This window comes from Herminiimonas sp. CN, from assembly GCF_000622895.1.
GTDB lineage: Bacteria > Pseudomonadota > Gammaproteobacteria > Burkholderiales > Burkholderiaceae_D > AVCC01.
Genome location: NZ_AVCC01000038.1, coordinates 1 through 17353, shown reverse-complemented (window position 1 = coordinate 17353; position 17353 = coordinate 1). Strand labels below are relative to the sequence as shown.

Below are 17353 nucleotides of genomic sequence, written 5' to 3'. Positions count from 1 at the left end.
TGCAAATGCTACTGCGGTTTTTGCTGCAATGCAGCGAAGATAGGAAACGCCACCTTACCATACAATCAATCCAGCCGGCAGCGCCTGGATTGAATCTTGAATGCGTAGGGTATATTTATAAATATAGCGATTCCCGCATATAAAATAAGCGATACATTTACATACTGCCACATGTAAGTGAAATGACGATGCCGACGGAGCAGCAGCCGTACGGCATGCCGGCAAAGCGCCAGATCGCGTCCAGCGCCAGGTTGATCGCATTGAATTCGAAGTGCGCCAGCGCAGCCGCTCGCAGTTCTGGCGATGCCGGCGGCGCCGGGAAATCGGGATGCGAAAGTGGATTCATGCGGGCAGCGTTAAAATGACGCCAATAAAGAATTCAATCATCCATTTTACGGAACACCATGGCCATTTACCAATTGGGCGAACACGCGCCGCGGATCGACTCCTCCGCCTTCATCGCCGACAGCGCCAATCTGATCGGCAAGGTCGACATCGCTGCCAATGCCAGCGTCTGGTTCGAAGCCACGCTGCGCGGCGACAATGAACGCATCAGCGTCGGCACCAACAGCAACGTGCAGGAATCCTGCGTGCTGCATACCGACCCCGGCTATCCGCTCGCCATCGGCGCCAACGTCACCATCGGCCATCAGGCGATGCTGCACGGCTGCAGCATCGGCGACGGTTCGCTGATCGGCATCCAGGCGGTGATCCTGAACGGCGCAAAAATCGGCAGGAATTGCCTGGTCGGGGCCGGCGCGCTGGTCACCGAAGGCAAGGAATTCCCCGACAACAGCCTGATCATCGGCGCGCCGGCGAAAGCGGTGCGGGTTTTGAGCGAGCAGGACGTGACCCAGCTCCAGGCCAGCGCCGCGAAATACGTGGCGCGCGGCCAGTTGTTCAAAGCAGAATGCAAACGGATCGGATGAGGGCGGATATGACCGATACGCTGCAAAAATTCCTGTTCGAAAACGCCTCGGTGCGCGGCGAACTGGTCGAACTGTCCGACACCTGGCAGCAGATTCTGGTGCACAGCGATTACCCGCCAGCGGTCAGGACGCTGCTGGGCGAAATGCTGGCGGCCGCCGCGCTGCTGTCGGCCAATCTCAAGTTCAACGGCGCGATCGTCATGCAGATCCACGGCGACGGCCCGGTGCGGCTGTTGGTGGTCGAATGCGACGCCGCGCTGCAACTGCGCGCCACCGCCAAGCTGGCGCCGGATGTCGCAATCGACGATGCGGCCGGCCTGCAGCAACTGGTGCATGCGCACGGCCAGGGCCGCTTTGCGATCACGCTCGACCCGCATGACAAGCTGCCGGGGCAGCAAGCGTATCAGGGCATCGTGCCGCTGGACGGCGACACGGTCGCGCAAGTGATCGAGAACTACATGCTGCGCTCCGAGCAACTCGACACCAAACTGTGGCTGGCCGCCGACGGCACGGTTGCGCGCGGCTTGCTGCTGCAGAAGCTGCCGCGCGAAGGCGGCACCGACGCACCGGCAGAAGACGACCTGGAAACCTGGCACCGCACGGTGGCGCTGGCGGCCACGCTGCAGCGCGACGAATTGCTGACCACCGACATCCGCACCCTGATGCACCGCCTGTTCTGGGAAGAAACCATTCGCGTCTTCGAGCCCCGGCAGCCGCGCTTTCATTGCAGCTGCAGCCGCGAGAAAGTCGGCAACATGCTCAAGATGCTGGGCCAGGACGAAATCACCGATGCGCTGCAGGAACAGGGTACGCTGGCAATCCGCTGCGACTTCTGCGGCCGGCCCTACAGCTTCGATGCGGTCGACTGCGCGCAACTGTTCGTCACCGACATACCAGTTGAACACTTGCTGGCAGCGACTGCATTCAAGCATTAAGCGGCGTTTTCGCCAAAAATATACTGCACTGTGTATTTTTAATTAGCGCACAAAAACCATGCTGAATCGCATGGTTTTTACATATACCGTACTGAATATCACAGAAAAAAGGTGGGGATTGCCACGGCAGGCCTGCATCACAAGACGTTCAGCATATCCTTTTGCACCCGCTCGATATGCTGCCGGACGTAAAATCCGGCCGCCTCCGGATTGCCGGCGGCAATCGCCTCATAAATCAGCCGATGCTCGTACACGTACAAGCGGGCGCGCGCCGGATCGTGGATGCCTTCATCGCGCAGCTGCCGCCACAACTGCTCATCGACCGCGCGCGCGATCAGCGCGGCTACCTCGATGAGCAGCGGATTGCCGCTCATATGCGCAATGCGCTGGTGGAACTGGTGGTCGTACTGGTTCCACTGGCGGCGCTGCTGCGGGTCGGACAGATCGCTGACCTGCTCCATCAAGTCGAGCAGGCGCTCGATTTCCGCATCGCGCTTGCCGCCGGCGGCGGCGAACTGCGCAATCAGCGGCTCGATCGCCAGCCGCGCGGTTAGCGTCGCCAGCGGGCTGGTATCGGGCTGGGCGTAGTCGCTCCGAACTTCGCGCATCCGGCCCAGCGCCTGTTCCAGCACGAACGAGCCGGCATTGCGGCGAGTCTGCAGCACGCCCTGATTCACCAGCGCCCCGATCGCCTCGCGCACCGTGGCGCGCCCGACACCGAGTGCGGCAGCCAGGTCGCGCTCGGCCGGCAGGCGCGACCCTGGCGGATAGACGCCATCCTGGATCGATTTCTTGATGCGGTCGGCCACCAGCTCGTACAGCTGCGGCAGGCGCACCAGTGCGGCGGCGGAATTTTTGTCTGAGTTCATCGAATTATGTGGATTCATTTTAAAACCAATCTGGTTATAATAAGACCAAAATACCGAAGCACCAAGAGAAACCCGCGGAAACATCCGATTCCCGACCAGACCGAGAGGCATCCACCATGCTCAACCTGACCCGCACCATCCATACCATCGACGCCCATACCGGCGGCGAACCGCTGCGGATCGTAACTTCCGGCTTGCCGCCGGTGCCCGGCAGCACCATCCTGGAAAAACGCGCATGGCTCAAGGCCGAGCGCGACGATCTGCGCCAGTTCCTGATGAACGAGCCGCGCGGCCATGCCGACATGTACGGCGCCTACCTGCTGCCGCCGACCACGCCGGCGGCCGATTTCGGCGTGATCTTCATCCACAACGAAGGCTACAGCGACATGTGCGGCCACGGCATCATCGCGCTCGGCAAGGTGCTGGTCGAAATGGGCTACGTCGAGCGGCGCAGCCCGACCACCCGGATCGGCTTCGATGCACCGGCCGGCTTCATCGAAGCAGAGGTCGAGTGGGACGGCACGCGGGCCGGCAACGTCACCTTCCGCAACGTGCCGGCGTTCATCTACCAGCGCGACCTGGCGGTGGAAACGCCGACCTTCGGCACCATCGTCGGCGACGTGGTGTTCGGCGGCGCATTCTATTACTACATCAACGCCGACCAGGCGCATCTGGCGATCGAGCCGGAACTGGTCCGCTCGCTGATCCAGCTGGGCGCCGAAACCAAGGCCGCAGTCAAGGCCAAAATCGCCATCCGGCATCCGCTGGAAGCCGGCCTGAACGAGCTGTACGGCACCATCGTCGACGGCGCGCCGAATCGGGCCGGAGTCGACCAGTCGAATGTCTGCATTTTCGCCGACCGCGAAGTCGACCGCTCGCCGACCGGCACCGGCACCTCCGGCCGCGCGGCCCAGCTGTTCCTGCGCGGCAAGCTCGGCCTGAACCAGCCGCTGGTCAACGGCAGCATCGTCGGCAGCAGTTTTTCGGTGCGCGCCACCGAGACGCTGCGCGTCGGCGCGTTCGATGCGGTCGTCACCGAGGTCACCGGCAGCGCCCACATCATGGGTTACAACCAGTGGGTGCTGGAAGCATCCGACCCGTTTCCGACCGGCTTCTTCCTGCGCTAACACATTAAAGACACGACATGAAAATACTCGATCCATTACAAACTGCACAGGCGCTGCCCTATGCCAGGCTGGTGCCGGCGGTGGCGCAAGCGGTGCGCGAACTGGCCCAAGGACAGATCCGCGCGCCCGAGCGCCAGGTGGTGCCGATCGATGCGGCCAGCGTATTGCTGGGCATGCCGGCCATCGGCAGCGACATCAGCGTGGCCAAACTGATTACCGTGCACGCCGACAATGCGCAGCACGGCCTGCCCGCGATCCAGGGCGAAGTGATCGTTTTTGACACCGCCACCGGGCGCAGGCTGGCGCTGCTGGACGGCCCGACCGTGACCGCGCGCCGCACCGCAGCCGTCACCCTGCTGGGGATTCAGGCGCTGCTGCCAAAAGCGCCAAAATCGGCGCTGCTGATCGGCAGCGGCACCCAGGCCGCGGCCCATGCCGATGCGCTAGTCGATTTTTTTGGTCGTATCGCGGTTCTGGATTGCCGCCACTGCGCGGCACAAGGCGGAATCTTTTTGCGCCGCCTTGCAAAAGCGCCATCCGCAAGTTACCGCCCAGCCGCTGGACCTGGCGCAGCTGCAATCCGAGTTGCCGGCCACCGATGTCCTGATCGCCCTGACCACCTCCAGAACGCCGGTGATCCCGCTCCGGATTGCACCCGCCACGCTGGCGATCGGGGTTGGCGCCTTCAAGCCCGACATGGCCGAGTTTCCGCCGCAATTGCTGCATCAGCGCCAGATAGTGGTGGACGATCTGGATGGCGCCCGCCACGAGGCCGGCGATCTGCTGCAGGCCGGGGTCGATTGGAGCCGGGTAACTGCGCTGTCTGCGGTTCTGGATGGAACGGTCAATATCGCCGGGCAGATGCCGGTATTTAAAACCGTAGGCCAGGCCGCCTGGGATCTGGCCGCTGCGCGGGTGGCGCTGGCATCGCTGGCATAGGGCCTGGATTCAATGAGATGGAATGGTCGGCGCAGACTTTGCGCCCGACAGGCTGCTAATGCGCCGGTTTTGCGGCGGCAGGCGCCTTCGGGTGCGTTGCTGCCGGCGGCGTTATTTGCAGCGGGGCTGCGCCCGTGTTGGCCAGTAGTTGCACGAAGATTTCGCCGTCCTTGATCATGCCCAGTTCATAGCGGGCCCGTTCCTCGATCGCACCGGTGCCCTCCTGCAAATCACGCACTTCGGATTCGAGCTTGTCGTTCCTCGCCTTCAGCGCGCGATTCTTGTCGAGCGCTTCACTGACCTGCTGATCCAGATCCCACACGCGCAACCAGCCGCCCTTGCCCAGCCAGAGCGGGTGTTGGATCAGCACCAATAACAGCAGGAGCAAGATGGAGATCAGGCGCATCGGCAGAGTCCGGCTCAAAAGCCCGGCCGCAAGGCAGCACGCCTTGCAACCGGAGGTTCCGGTTTATTTCAGGTTGTAGAACGCATCGCGGCCAGGATAGCTGGCGATGTCGCCCAGGTCTTCCTCGATGCGCAGCAACTGGTTGTACTTCGCCATCCGGTCCGAACGCGACATCGAGCCGGTCTTGATCTGCAGGGCGTTCAGGCCGACGGCGATGTCGGCAATGGTGGAGTCCTCGGTCTCGCCGGAACGGTGCGAAATCACTGCGGTGTAGCCGGCGCGCTTGGCCATCTCGATCGCAGCGAAAGTCTCGGTCAGGGTGCCGATCTGGTTGATCTTGATCAGGATCGAGTTGGCGATGCCCTTCTGGATCCCCTCTTTCAGGATCTTGGTGTTGGTGACGAACAGGTCGTCGCCCACCAGCTGGACTTTCTGGCCCAGCGCCTTGGTCAGGATCGCCCAGCCGTCCCAGTCGCCTTCGCCCATCGCGTCCTCGATCGAGATGATCGGGTATTTGTCGCACCAGGTTTCCAGCAGGTTGGTGAATTCGGTTGCGGTCAGGCTCAGGCCCTCGCCTGCCAGCTGGTATTTGCCATCTTTGTAGAATTCGCTGGCCGCGCAGTCGAGGCCGAGCGCGATCTGGGTGCCCGGCTCGTAGCCGGCTTCTTCGATCGCCTGGATGATCAGCTTGATCGCGTCTTCATGGCTGGCCACCGAGGGGGCGAAACCGCCTTCGTCGCCGACCGCAGTGGTCAGGCCCTTGCCTTGCAGGATCTTCTTCAGGGTATGGAACACTTCGGCGCCGTAGCGGATCGCTTCCTTGAAGCTCGGTGCGCCGACCGGGATAATCATGAATTCCTGGATGTCCAGGTTGTTATCGGCGTGGGCGCCGCCGTTGATGACGTTCATCATCGGCACCGGCATCTGCATCGCACCGGAGCCGCCGAAATAGCGGTACAGCGGCAGGCCGGCTTCTTCGGCAGCGGCCTTGGCGACTGCCATCGAGACCGCCAGCATCGCGTTGGCGCCCAGGCGGGACTTGTTCTCGGTGCCGTCGAGGTCGATCAGGGTGCGGTCCAGGAACGCTTGTTCATTGGCGTCCAGACCCATGATCGCTTCGGAGATTTCGGTGTTGATGTGTTCGCAGGCTTGCAGCACGCCCTTGCCGAAGTAGCGGTTCTTGTCGCCGTCGCGCAGCTCGATTGCTTCGCGCGAGCCGGTCGAGGCGCCGGACGGCACCGCAGCGCGGCCCATGACGCCGGATTCCAGCAGGACATCGCATTCGACGGTAGGGTTGCCGCGTGAATCGAGTATTTCGCGGCCGATGATGTCAACGATGGCACTCATGTAAGGCTCCAATAAGAATTGTGTAGATTGGTAATGGATTGCTTGAGAACTATTTGTCAGAAACTGGCTTCGAGGAAGCCGTTTTTCTTGACGATCCGGTCCAGATCGATCAGGGTTGCCAGCAGTTCGCGCATGCGCGCCAGCGGCACCGCATTCGGGCCGTCCGACATCGCTTGTGCCGGGTTCGGATGGGTTTCCATGAAAATGCCGGAAATGCCGACCGCGACCGCAGCCCGCGCCAGCACCGGCACGAATTCGCGCTGGCCGCCGGAAGTCGCGCCCTGCCCGCCCGGCAACTGCACCGAATGGGTGGCATCGAACACTACCGGGCAACCGGTCTCGCGCATGATCGCCAGCGAACGCATGTCGGACACCAGGTTGTTGTAGCCGAACGATGCGCCGCGTTCGCAGGCCATGAAATTATCTTCCGGCAAACCGGCTTCCCGGGCTGCTGCACGCGCCTTGTTGATCACGTTTTTCATGTCGTGCGGCGCCAGGAACTGGCCTTTCTTGATGTTCACCGGCTTGCCGGACTGCGCGCAAGCGTGGATGAAATCGGTCTGGCGGCACAGGAAAGCCGGCGTCTGCAGCACATCGACCACCGCCGCCACCGGCTTGATTTCATCGATCTGGTGAATGTCGGTCAATACCGGCACGCCGATCTGCTGTTTCACATCGGCCAGGATTTCCAGGCCTTTTTCCATCCCGAGGCCGCGGAAAGAGGCGCCGGACGAACGGTTGGCCTTGTCGAACGACGATTTGTAGATGAAGGGAATCCCCAGCGCTGCGGTGATTTCCTTCAGCTGGCCGGCGGTGTCATGGGCCATCTGGCGCGACTCGATCACGCATGGGCCGGCGATCAGGAAGAAGGGCTGGTCGAGGCCGACCTCGAAATTGCACAATTTCATGCCACAGCCTCAACCAGTTCTGCCTGCTTGCGCGCCAGCGCCGCCTTGATGAAGGCGGTAAACAACGGATGGCCGTCGCGCGGCGTCGATTTGAATTCCGGGTGGAATTGCACGCCGACATAAAACGGATGCGCGTTCGCCCCGGAACGCGGCAACTCCATAATTTCGCACAGATCTTCGGTTGGGGTGCGGGCCGACACGACCATCCCGGCTTCTTCGACCCGGCCAAGATAGTGGTTATTCGCTTCATAGCGATGGCGATGGCGTTCGGTCACCGCGCTGCCGTAGATTTCCGCTGCCAGCGTACCCGGCTTGACCGCGCAGGTTTGCGCGCCGAGGCGCATGGTGCCGCCGAGGTCGGAATTGACATCGCGCCGCTCCACCTTGCCGTCATGGTTTTGCCACTCGTTGATCAGGGCTACCACCGGCTGATCGGTTTCCGGGTTGAATTCGGTCGAATTGGCGTTGGCCAGGCCGGCCATGTTGCGCGCGTACTCGATCAGTGCCACCTGCATCCCGAGGCAAATCCCCAGATACGGAATCTTGTGCTCGCGCGCGAACCGTGCTGCGGCGATCTTGCCTTCCACGCCGCGCTTGCCGAAGCCGCCCGGCACCAGGATAGCATCGTATTTTGCCAGTGCAGCAGTGCCGTTGGCTTCGATTTCCTCGGAATCCAGGTATTCGATGTTGACGCGGCTCTCGGTATGGATACCGGCGTGGCGCAATGCCTCGGTCAGCGACTTGTAGGATTCGGTCAGATCGACGTATTTGCCGACCATGCCGATGGTGACTTCGGTCTTCGGGTGTTCCAGCGCATAGATCAGCTTGGTCCAGACCGACAAGTCGGCCGGCTTCGGCGACAGGCCGAGCTTTTCACAGACAATCGCATCGAGCCCCTGGTCGTGCAGCATTTGCGGAATCTTGTAAATGGTGTCGGCATCCCAGACCGAAATCACCGCTTCTTCGACCACGTTGGAAAACAGCGAAATCTTGGCCCGTTCGTCATCCGGAATCGGACGGTCGGCACGGCATAGCAAAGCGTCCGGCGAGATGCCGATTTCGCGCAGCTTTTGCACGCTGTGCTGGGTCGGCTTGGTCTTCAGTTCGCCGGCCGAGGCCAGGTAAGGCACCAGCGTCAGATGCACGAAGGCGGCGGCATTGCGGCCGGCGCGCAGGCTCAGCTGACGCGCCGCCTCCAGGAACGGCAGCGATTCGATGTCACCGACGGTGCCGCCGATTTCCACCAGCGCCACGTCGTAGCCGTAAGCGCCGCGATGGATGTAATCCTGGATTTCGTTGGTAATGTGCGGAATCACCTGCACGGTCTTGCCCAAATACTCGCCGCGACGCTCCTTGCGGATCACCGATTCGTAAATCTGGCCGGTAGTGAAGTTGTTGGCCTTCTTCATCCGGGTCGAAATGAAACGCTCGTAATGACCGAGGTCGAGATCGGTCTCGGCGCCATCGTCGGTGACAAACACCTCGCCATGCTGGAACGGGCTCATGGTGCCGGGATCGACGTTGATGTACGGATCAAGCTTCAGAAGTGTGACTTTGAGGCCGCGGGATTCAAGAATCGCGGCGAGAGAGGCTGCTGCAATTCCCTTGCCAAGGGAAGAGACGACGCCACCTGTTACGAATACAAACTTGGTCATTGCAGAAGGTGCCGGGCGGCACGAGCGGGAAATTCGAATTATACCGCAAACCGGTGCCGCACTTGCCGACATTCCAGCCCGATCCGGCCGACCGCAGGCAGCGCACCGGATTGATGCTCAGGGGGAATATACCAATTGCAACCGGGCAAAATTTTGCGCGCCGACGGAATCCGGCAAATCGCGGATTTCGTTGCTGCGCCGCACGATTGCGGCCCGCAGGGCAAACGGCGGCCTGACCCACTGCAGGCCGGCCTCCGCCTCCTCGGCCAAGCGCTGCGGGCGTACCGTGTGCGGATTATCCCTGGAGAAATACCCGCCTTGCAAAGAAGCGTCGTGGCCGACCGCGCGCGCGCTGAATTTCAGGTACAAATGCTGCGTCGGCGCCGCCGGCAAATCGCCCAGAACGCCCGCGCGCAGCGTCACGGCAGCCGTCAGATCGGTAAAGATGTTGCCGACACGGCCCTGCAGGCTGGGTTGCAGATCCAGCCAGCGCTGCAATGGCCAGCGCGCCGGCGCGATATCGGCATACAACACCGCGCCGAACTCGTTTTTCACCTGCCGACTCCAACCCTGCGGCAACGGTTGATTGATCAGGCGGTGCAGATTGGTCTGCACCCACTCGCCCGCTGCGCACGGCCCCAGGCAACCGAGATCGAAACCCAGCCTTGCGTAAGCGCCATCGACTTGACGCACCTCCCGGAACAGGCCGCCGTACAGCCAGGCGGCATACGGATGATCCGGCGCCCGGACTTGCGCCGGCGGCAGCTTGATGTCGGACGGGGTGTACATGTCGTGCCCGATGCGCCAGCCATACGCGGTCAGCTGCGCCGCATCGCGCAAGGCGTATTGCTGCGTCAGGCGCAGGCCGCTGGTGTAAAAGCCGTCATCCCGGTTCATCAACAGGCTATCGTTATCGATATCCAGCGCGATGCTGGACCTGCCGTGCGCCATCACGGTCCGGAAATCCGGCGGCACAGCGGATACAGCATCGGCGCGCACCAGGATTGCATGCAGCAGCAATAAACCAGCTGCCAACAGCTGCAAGAAGGATCGTGCCATGCCCTACTCCTGCGCCGGCAGCAACGAGCGGATCATGTCGTGCAGCGCACTGGCTGCCAGCGCCGGCGACTCCATCGGAAACAGGTGGCTGCCCGGGATTTTCCGGTAATGCCGTCCGACCAGGTGCCGGGTTGCGCCCATACCTATCTGCCGGCATTCGACCGAGTCGGCGCCGCCGACAAAGCCGACCGGCACCGGGAACCCCGGCCGTACGATTTTGCCGAGATGGTACGGCAGGCTGCGATAAACAGCGGTTTCGGCCTCGCGCGTGAAGCGCAGGGTGACGCCGTCCGGATGCGGCACCAGTCCGCTATCGAGGTAGTCGTGCAGCACTTGCGGCGGCCAGATCGCAAATATCTTCTTGGCGGCAAAATACGCAAATGCGGCGTCGGCATCGGGCCAGACATTGCGGCGCTTGACCGACAGCCGGGCCGGAGAAAACTTGAAATCCCTGCCGACCGATCTGCTGATGCGCACCAGAAAAGCACGCCACCCGGCCACCACCGGAGAATCCAGCAACACCACGCAGCGCACCAGATCAGACCGGTCCTTGGCCGCCATCAGGCTGAGCATACCGCCCAGAGAATGGCCGACCAGGATCACCGGTTCGGTATGGCGCACCTCCATGTCATCGATCAATTCCTGCTTCAGCGCGCGCCAGCCGTTCTTGATCGGATATTTAGGATTGTGGGCGTGCATGTCGAGCGCCTGCACCCGGTAATGCTGCTGCAGGTGCTGGAAAAACACGCGATAAGTACCGGCCGGGTAGCTGTTGGCGTGGGCGAAATGCAGCAGTGGCTTGGTTGTCGTCATATTTTTTGTGTTAGCGCCCATGCCAGTAGCGGGCATGGCTACTGCGATATTCGGAAATGTGTAATGCCTGATCGAATTGTAATGTGATTGCGCCGGAAGCATCGTTGCGCAGGCGCGGTATTCCCATTGCGCGGTAGCGTTCAAACACTTCCGGCTTCGGATGCCGGTAACGGTTGCGGTAGCCGACCTGGAACAGCGCCAGATCCGGCCGGACCGCATCCAGGAAGGCGATGCTCGACGAGGTGCCGCTGCCGTGATGCGGCGCCAGCAGCACGGTAGCATGCAATCCAGCGCGATTGCTACCGAGCAACTCAGATTCCTGCGATGCCTCGATATCGCCGGGCAGCAGGATCGACAGGCTGCCAATGCTGATTTTCAGCGTGCAACTGAGCGCATTCGGCTTCAATCCAGGGTTATCGAAACTGGCTGCCTGCGGGTGCAGCATCTCGAACCGGACTCCGTCCCACTGCCACGACTGGCCTGCCGTGCAATGCTGATGACGGGGCGACGCCGCCACGATGGCACTGGTTAGGGCCAGCGAAGACCAGACCTGGCCGACTTTGATTTCATCCAGAATCGACAGCGCGCCGCCGGAGTGATCGCTGTCGTTGTGGCTGACTACCAGCGCATCGAGCGCCGCAATCCCGCGCGTCTTCAGATACGGTAGGATGACGCGGTTGCCGCCATTCGATTGCGGCGAATAATACGGGCCGGTGTCGTACAGCAGCCGGTGCTGTGGCGTCTCGATCAGCAGCGCCGTGCCTTGGCCGACATCGAAAGCGGTCACCCACATCCGGCCCGGCTGCGGCAGGGTTGGACTGTTCAGCAGCAGCGGCAGCCAGCCGGCCAGGCCCAGCCAACGCAGCGGCCAGCCGCGCGGTGCCAGTAGCCACAGGGTACCCAGCAGGGCGAACAGGAAAACCCACCAGGACGGCAGCGGCGCCGACCAGACCGCTCCCGGCCAACTGGCCAGCCATTGCAAGCCATCCGCCAGCCATGTCACCAGCGCATGGGCAAGCGTCAAAATCCAGCCCGACAACGGCGCCGGCAGCACGCTACCCGCCAAAGCCAGCGGCGTCACCAGCAAACTGACCAGCGGAATCGCAACCGCATTGGCCAGCGGGCTGACCAGCGACACCTGGCCGAACAGCAGCATGGTCAACGGCACCAGGCCCAGCGTCACCACATACTGCGTGCGTGCGGCGCTTGTCAGCGTCTGACGCCAGCGCGTCTGCCGCCCGGACGCTTCGATCGAATGGCGTGGCGATTCGGCGCGCCCGACGCTGGCGTACAGGATGATCGCCACCGCGCCGAACGACAGCCAGTAGCCGGGCCACAGCACCGCCCACGGATCGAGTACGGCCACCGCCAGCAAGGCGGCGCACAGCACATGCGACACGCTGGTCAGGCGGCCAAACCAGAGCGCGACCGCCACCACCGTCAGCATGTACAAGGTGCGCTGGGCCGGCACCCCGAAGCCGGCCAGCAGCACGTACAGCAGCGCGATCACCACTCCGCTCAGGGCCGCGACTTTTTGCGCCGGCAGCAGCAGGGGCAACTCCGCGCCGGTAAATAGCGAGCGCCGCCACAGCCATTGCGCGAACGCGGCAAACAGCCCGGCCACCATCGTGATATGCAGGCCGGAAATCGAAATCAGATGGCCGATGCCGCTGCGGTTGAACACCTTCCAGTCGCTTTGATCGATGCCGCGCTGGTCGCCGACCACCAGCGCGACGATCACGCCGGCGTATGCATGATCCGGCAAGGCGGCCTGGATGCGCTCGCGCAGCCGGGCGCGGCAGCGCTCGACCAGATTACCGATGCCGAACACAAAACCCGACAAGCGCCGGTTTTGCAGCATCGCCTGCGCATCGGTGCGCACATAGCCGGTGGCGCGCAGATTCTGTTCCAGCAGCCAGACTTCGTAATCGAAGCCTCCTGGGTTCGCGTTGCCGTGCGGCTTTTGCAGGCGCACTCTGAATTGCCAGCGCTCGCCGGGCTCGACCGCCGGCGCCCCACCCGCCGCTGGCAACCCGCCAGCTCCCGGCGCCGCATACCATGACAAGGCGATCTTGGGCGGCAAGTCGGAGACCGCCAGCGCGCTGCCGTCCGGCGGCAGCACCTGCTCCAGCGCCAGATTGAAGCGCACGCCCTGCTCAAAGCGGTAAGGCAGGCTGTCAACGGTGCCGATCAGCGTCACATCGCGCCCTTCCCAATCGTCCGGCAGCGCGTGCGCCAGGCGCTGCTGCGCCAGCAAGCCGGCCCAGACGAAACCCAGCGCGGCGCCGCAGGCCAGCAGCAAGGTTGCGCGCAAAACCGGCTGCGGCCAGCGCCGCGCCGCCATCCCGAGCAACGCGGCCGCCGCCAGCAACAGCAATGCCTGCGCCAAAGACGGCAACAGCGGCTGGTTCTGCAGCCAGACGATGCCGATCACGAAACCGATGATGGCGCTGCGCATGGGCGCTTAAAGGGATTTTTTCATATCAACATACTGCACTATGCATTTTTATATGCCGCAATGAATGCTTGTATAAAACATGGTATTTATTGGCATACCCGGCAATTTATTCACATTACAAGGATTCTGGAAGATGGGCTGCGCCGGCCAGATGCGCCAGTCGCGGCAGCACCGCCAGCACGTTGGCGGAGGTAATGCGGGCGACATCGCTGGCCGCTTGCCCGCGCAACTCGGCCAGCAACTGGCCGATGCGGGGCAGCTGCTGCGGGCTGTTGCGCGCCGGGTGCAGCCAGACCGGCGCCATGTCCGGCGCATCGGTTTCCAGCACGATTGCCTCCAGCGGCAGGTTTGCTGCCAGTCGGCGAAGCTGCAATGCGCGCGGGAAGGTCAGCGCGCCGCCGAAACCGAGCTTGAAGCCGAGATCGATGAACGCTTGCGCCTGCTGCAGGCTGCCGTTGAACGCATGCGCAATCCCGCCTGGGACGCTAATTGCACGCAGCTGCTTGAGTATCAAATCCTGTGCGCGCCGCGCATGCAGCAGCACCGGCAAGCCGAAGTCGCGGGCGATTTTCAATTGTTCGCGGTAGAAATGGGTCTGCTTTTCGGCCATGGCGGCGGCTTTCAGTTCGGGCACGAAGAAATCGAGGCCGATCTCGCCGATGGCGACCAAGCGCGAATCGGCCATCGCCGCCGCCACGCTTTGGCGCAAGACGGCCAGATCGGATTCCTGCGCCTGCGGCACGAAGATCGGATGGATGCCGAGCGCATACGCGCAATTGCTTTGCCTATGCGCGAGTGCGGCAACCGCGGCGAAATTGGCGGTTGCCACCGCAGGAATCACGATCCAGCCGACTCCCAGTTGCGCCGCCCGCTGCGCGATGGAGCCGCCGTCGGCGCCGAATTCGGGCGCGTCCAGGTGGCAGTGGCTGTCAGTCCACATGCCCGTCATGTTCGGCCTGCTCGACATACGGCTGCAAGCCGTTCTCCGCCAGCTGCAGCACGCGGTCGCAACGCCGCGCCAGTGCGATATCGTGGGTGACGATGACGAAGGCGGTGCCGAGCGTGCGCGACAGCTCCAGCATCAGGTCGAAAATCTGCTGCGCGGTCTTGCGGTCGAGGTTGCCGGTCGGCTCGTCGGCCAGCACGCAGGCCGGCTGCGTCACCAGCGCGCGCGCCAGCGCGACCCGCTGCCGCTCGCCGCCGGACAGCTCGCCCGGCACGTGCGTGACGCGATGGCCCAGCCCGACCCGCGCCAGGATCGCCTGCGCCTGCTGCTGCGCGTCGCTGCGCCTGAGGCGGCGGATCATCAGCGGCATCGCGACATTGTCGAGCGCCGAGAACTCCGGCAGCAGATGGTGGAACTGGTAGACGAAACCGAGCGCGGTATTGCGCAAGTCGCCGCGGGCCTTCTCGTTCAGGCTGGCAAAGTCGCGCCCCTGCAGCGACACGCTGCCCGAGGTCGGCGTATCGAGACCGCCCAGCAAATGCAGCAGTGTCGATTTGCCGGAGCCGGAAGCGCCGACAATCGCCAGCCGCTCGCCTTGATGGACTTCGAGGTCGATGCCGGACAGCACATCGACCGCATACGCGCCCTGGACGAATCTCTTGGACAGGCCGCAGCACGACAATACGACAGGTTGCGAAAGCGGCACCGCGGACTCCCCTAAGTGGCGATTGATGTCATTCATAGCGCAGCGCCTCCGCCGGGCGCACGCGGGCAGCGCGCCAGCTCGGGTACAGGGTAGCCAGGAAAGCCAGCAGCACCGCCACGCCGCCTATCGTATAGACGTCCGGCCAGCGCAGGTCGGACGGCAGCTCGGAAATCAGGTAAATATCCTTGGGCAGGAACTGCACCCCCAGCAGATGCTCGATGACCGGCACGATCACGTCGACATTCAGCGCCACCAGCACCCCGAGGCCGACGCCGAGCGCGGTGCCGAACAAGCCGACCAGCGCGCCCTGCACCATGAAGATTTTCATCACCGAGCCGGGCGATGCCCCCAGCGTGCGCAAGATCGCAATGTCGGCCTGCTTGTCGGTCACCGTCATCACCAGGGTCGAGACCAGGTTGAAGGCGGCCACCGCGATGATCAGGGTCAGGATGATGAACATCATGCGTTTTTCGGTCTGCACCGCGGCAAACCAATTGCGGTTCTGCTTCGACCAGTCGCTGATCAGCAAGTCGCCGGAAAGGATTTTCGACAGATCCCGCGCCACCTGCGGCGCACGCTGCATGTCGGTGATCTTCAGGCGCAGGCCGGACGGCGCGGCCAGCCGGAACATCTTTTGCGCGTCTTCGATATGGATGAAGGCCAGCGTCGAGTCGTACTCGTAATGGCCGGCCTCGAAGATGCCGGCCACGGTAAATTGTTTCAGGCGCGGCAGCACGCCGGCCGGCGTCACCTGTCCTTGCGGCGCCAGCATCGTCACCTTGTCGCCGATTTCCGCATGCAGCGCGCGCGCCAGCTCGCCGCCCAGCACGACATTGAATGCGCCTGCCTGCAAGGCATCGAAACTGCCCTGTCGGACCTGACTGGCCACATCCGACACCGCCCGTTCCTGCTGCGGCAGCACGCCGCGAATCACCACCCCGCGCAGGATGTCGTCGCGCGTGAGCATCGCCTGCGTGGCCACATAGGGCGCCGCGCCGATGACTTCCTTGTCCTGCAGCGCCTGCTTCGCAGTGCCCTGCCAGTCGGCCATCGCGCCGCTGGCGTCAAACACTTCGATGTGCGCCAGCACCGACAGCATGCGGTCGCGCACATCCCTCTGGAAGCCGTTCATTACCGACAGCACCACGATCAGCGCCGCCACCCCGAGCGCGATGCCAGCCATCGAAATCAGCGAAATGAAGGAAATAAAACTGTTGCGGCCGCTGCGCCGCCCGGCACGGGTATACCGCAGGCCGACCAACCATTCAAACGGCAGGTTTTTCAAGATACTCAATATGCGACTCCCAAGGCGAGCCCGCAGTTTGCCATATTCTGCGCAGAACTACGCAAAGTTTAACGATCATCCAGCCATCGTGACTGGTGGTTTCAATTCGCACCCGGCGCATTGGCCGGGCGATACCTTCAGGGAGTGCAGCAAAATCCGCCTGAGTCATCGTTTCAATCCACGCCCGGCGAATTGGCCGGGCGATACCCCGCGTGAAGGCGTATGCGGCGACCGAAGGCGCCAAGTTTCAATCCACGCCCGGCGAATTGGCCGGGCGATACGTGATGACCTGATCCATTTCGCAGTACGGCGTGATGTTTCAATCCACGCCCGGCGAATTGGCCGGGCGATACCAGCAGACCTTGCCGCAGGCTCCTTAACTAAGATGTTTCAATCCACGCCCGGCGAATTGGCCGGGCGATACCGCCAGCACTGCCGACGTGACGCGGTCGCGGACGATGTTTCAATCCACGCCCGGCGAATTGGCCGGGCGATACAAGCGTGGTCTTGTTGTGATCCGCTACCGCGTCGGTTTCAATCCACGCCCGGCGAATTGGCCGGGCGATACGTCTGCACACCCTCGGCAACCGATGTGCTCAGGCCGGTTTCAATCCACGCCCGGCGAATTGGCCGGGCGATACCCGGTCTCGGCATCCAAACGATCCACGTGCAGGCCGTTTCAATCCACGCCCGGCGAATTGGCCGGGCGATACTCGATGCCCACTCACCAATGCCACTTGCTCAATGGTTTCAATCCACGCCCGGCGAATTGGCCGGGCGATACCACAGGAATTTGTTGAGGCACAGTATCCATTGGGTTTCAATCCACGCCCGGCGAATTGGCCGGGCGATACTTGGTCCTATCCGTCCAACCTATGTTCCCAAAATGTTTCAATCCACGCCCGGCGAATTGGCCGGGCGATACTGAAGGGGCCGGAGGGTCAGACCGTGCGGTTTTCGTTTCAATCCAC

Annotated in this window: 14 protein-coding genes, 2 pseudogenes and 1 CRISPR repeat array; of the genes and pseudogenes, 4 read left to right on the top strand and 12 right to left on the bottom strand. The window is 62.8% G+C overall.

Annotation, left to right across the window (positions count from 1 at the left end; genetic code table 11):
* Positions 1–211: 211 nt before the first annotated feature.
* A pseudogene (locus tag HMCN_RS20115) lies at positions 212–310 on the bottom strand (DUF455 domain-containing protein); the annotation flags it as partial.
* 94 nt (positions 311–404) lie between these two features.
* Here HMCN_RS20115 and HMCN_RS0109830 point away from each other — a divergent pair.
* Both HMCN_RS0109830 and hslO read left to right on the top strand, forming a co-directional pair.
* On the top strand, positions 405–929 hold the full coding sequence (locus tag HMCN_RS0109830; protein WP_025917227.1) for a gamma carbonic anhydrase family protein: 525 nt from the start codon (positions 405–407) through the stop codon (positions 927–929).
* A gap of 8 nt (positions 930–937) precedes the next feature.
* Positions 938–1864, top strand: a complete 927-nt coding sequence (hslO, locus tag HMCN_RS0109825) for an Hsp33 family molecular chaperone HslO (protein ID WP_025917226.1) — start codon at positions 938–940, stop codon at positions 1862–1864.
* Positions 1865–2001: 137 nt separating this feature from the next.
* Here hslO and HMCN_RS0109820 read toward each other — a convergent pair whose 3' ends face one another.
* Positions 2002–2751, bottom strand: coding sequence for a FadR/GntR family transcriptional regulator (locus HMCN_RS0109820; protein ID WP_238552079.1), 750 nt, complete (start codon positions 2749–2751; stop codon positions 2002–2004).
* Positions 2752–2849: 98 nt separating this feature from the next.
* On the opposite strand from HMCN_RS0109820, the gene lhpH reads away from it, so the two are divergent.
* A complete protein-coding gene (gene lhpH / locus HMCN_RS0109815) occupies positions 2850–3860 on the top strand; it encodes a trans-3-hydroxy-L-proline dehydratase (RefSeq protein WP_025917224.1) in 1011 nt (336 codons plus the stop codon).
* 17 nt (positions 3861–3877) lie between these two features.
* Positions 3878–4799, top strand: a pseudogene (locus HMCN_RS17570) (delta(1)-pyrroline-2-carboxylate reductase family protein).
* Between the two features lie 55 nt (positions 4800–4854).
* Here HMCN_RS17570 and ftsB read toward each other — a convergent pair.
* From ftsB to HMCN_RS0109760, 10 genes are all read right to left on the bottom strand, one after another.
* Positions 4855–5205 (bottom strand): cell division protein FtsB, encoded by a 351-nt coding sequence (ftsB, locus tag HMCN_RS0109805; RefSeq protein ID WP_025917223.1) that lies wholly within the window; start codon positions 5203–5205, stop codon positions 4855–4857.
* Positions 5206–5268: 63 nt separating this feature from the next.
* Complete coding sequence (gene eno / locus HMCN_RS0109800; protein ID WP_025917222.1) at positions 5269–6552, bottom strand: phosphopyruvate hydratase; 1284 nt, start codon at positions 6550–6552, stop codon at positions 5269–5271.
* Positions 6553–6608: 56 nt separating this feature from the next.
* Entirely contained in the window at positions 6609–7460 is an 852-nt protein-coding gene (gene kdsA, locus HMCN_RS0109795) for a 3-deoxy-8-phosphooctulonate synthase (RefSeq protein WP_025917221.1), read from the bottom strand.
* Positions 7457–9115 carry a CTP synthase gene (locus HMCN_RS0109790; RefSeq protein WP_025917220.1) on the bottom strand — a complete coding sequence of 553 codons (1659 nt, stop codon included), beginning with the start codon at positions 9113–9115 and terminating at the stop codon, positions 7457–7459. The genes kdsA and HMCN_RS0109790 overlap by 4 nt, the downstream gene beginning before the upstream one ends.
* 117 nt (positions 9116–9232) lie before the next feature.
* Entirely contained in the window at positions 9233–10174 is a 942-nt protein-coding gene (locus HMCN_RS0109785; RefSeq protein ID WP_025917219.1) for a lipid A deacylase LpxR family protein, read from the bottom strand.
* A 3-nt stretch (positions 10175–10177) separates the two neighbouring features.
* Complete coding sequence (locus HMCN_RS0109780; protein ID WP_035626570.1) at positions 10178–10987, bottom strand: alpha/beta fold hydrolase; 810 nt, start codon at positions 10985–10987, stop codon at positions 10178–10180.
* A gap of 10 nt (positions 10988–10997) precedes the next feature.
* On the bottom strand, positions 10998–13445 hold the full coding sequence (locus HMCN_RS0109775) for a DNA internalization-related competence protein ComEC/Rec2 (RefSeq protein ID WP_025917217.1): 2448 nt from the start codon (positions 13443–13445) through the stop codon (positions 10998–11000).
* Positions 13446–13560: 115 nt separating this feature from the next.
* Entirely contained in the window at positions 13561–14385 is an 825-nt protein-coding gene (locus HMCN_RS0109770; RefSeq protein ID WP_025917216.1) for a TatD family hydrolase, read from the bottom strand.
* Positions 14375–15133, bottom strand: a complete 759-nt coding sequence (gene lolD / locus HMCN_RS0109765; RefSeq protein ID WP_025917215.1) for a lipoprotein-releasing ABC transporter ATP-binding protein LolD — start codon at positions 15131–15133, stop codon at positions 14375–14377. The genes HMCN_RS0109770 and lolD overlap by 11 nt, the downstream gene beginning before the upstream one ends.
* Positions 15126–16391, bottom strand: coding sequence for a lipoprotein-releasing ABC transporter permease subunit (locus tag HMCN_RS0109760; RefSeq protein ID WP_025917214.1), 1266 nt, complete (start codon positions 16389–16391; stop codon positions 15126–15128). The genes lolD and HMCN_RS0109760 overlap by 8 nt, the downstream gene beginning before the upstream one ends.
* Positions 16392–16480: 89 nt before the next feature.
* Positions 16481–17307: direct repeats of the CRISPR family, unit length 37 nt; unit sequence GTTTCAATCCACGCCCGGCGAATTGGCCGGGCGATAC.
* Positions 17308–17353 lie beyond the last annotated feature (46 nt).

Excerpts from the sequence above, each read along its gene's own strand:
- HMCN_RS0109790 (WP_025917220.1), bottom strand. The coding sequence starts at position 9,115 with ATGACCAAGTTTGTATTCGTAACAGGTGGCGTCGTCTCTTCCCTTGGC.
- hslO (WP_025917226.1), top strand. The coding sequence starts at position 938 with ATGACCGATACGCTGCAAAAATTCCTGTTCGAAAACGCCTCGGTGCGC.
- HMCN_RS0109780 (WP_035626570.1), bottom strand. The coding sequence starts at position 10,987 with ATGACGACAACCAAGCCACTGCTGCATTTCGCCCACGCCAACAGCTAC.
- HMCN_RS0109770 (WP_025917216.1), bottom strand. The coding sequence starts at position 14,385 with ATGTGGACTGACAGCCACTGCCACCTGGACGCGCCCGAATTCGGCGCC.
- HMCN_RS0109830 (WP_025917227.1), top strand. The coding sequence starts at position 405 with ATGGCCATTTACCAATTGGGCGAACACGCGCCGCGGATCGACTCCTCC.
- kdsA (WP_025917221.1), bottom strand. The coding sequence starts at position 7,460 with ATGAAATTGTGCAATTTCGAGGTCGGCCTCGACCAGCCCTTCTTCCTG.
- HMCN_RS0109785 (WP_025917219.1), bottom strand. The coding sequence starts at position 10,174 with ATGGCACGATCCTTCTTGCAGCTGTTGGCAGCTGGTTTATTGCTGCTG.
- HMCN_RS0109820 (WP_238552079.1), bottom strand. The coding sequence starts at position 2,751 with ATGAATCCACATAATTCGATGAACTCAGACAAAAATTCCGCCGCCGCA.
- eno (WP_025917222.1), bottom strand. The coding sequence starts at position 6,552 with ATGAGTGCCATCGTTGACATCATCGGCCGCGAAATACTCGATTCACGC.
- lolD (WP_025917215.1), bottom strand. The coding sequence starts at position 15,133 with ATGAATGACATCAATCGCCACTTAGGGGAGTCCGCGGTGCCGCTTTCG.
- ftsB (WP_025917223.1), bottom strand. The coding sequence starts at position 5,205 with ATGCGCCTGATCTCCATCTTGCTCCTGCTGTTATTGGTGCTGATCCAA.
- HMCN_RS0109775 (WP_025917217.1), bottom strand. The coding sequence starts at position 13,445 with ATGCGCAGCGCCATCATCGGTTTCGTGATCGGCATCGTCTGGCTGCAG.
- lhpH (WP_025917224.1), top strand. The coding sequence starts at position 2,850 with ATGCTCAACCTGACCCGCACCATCCATACCATCGACGCCCATACCGGC.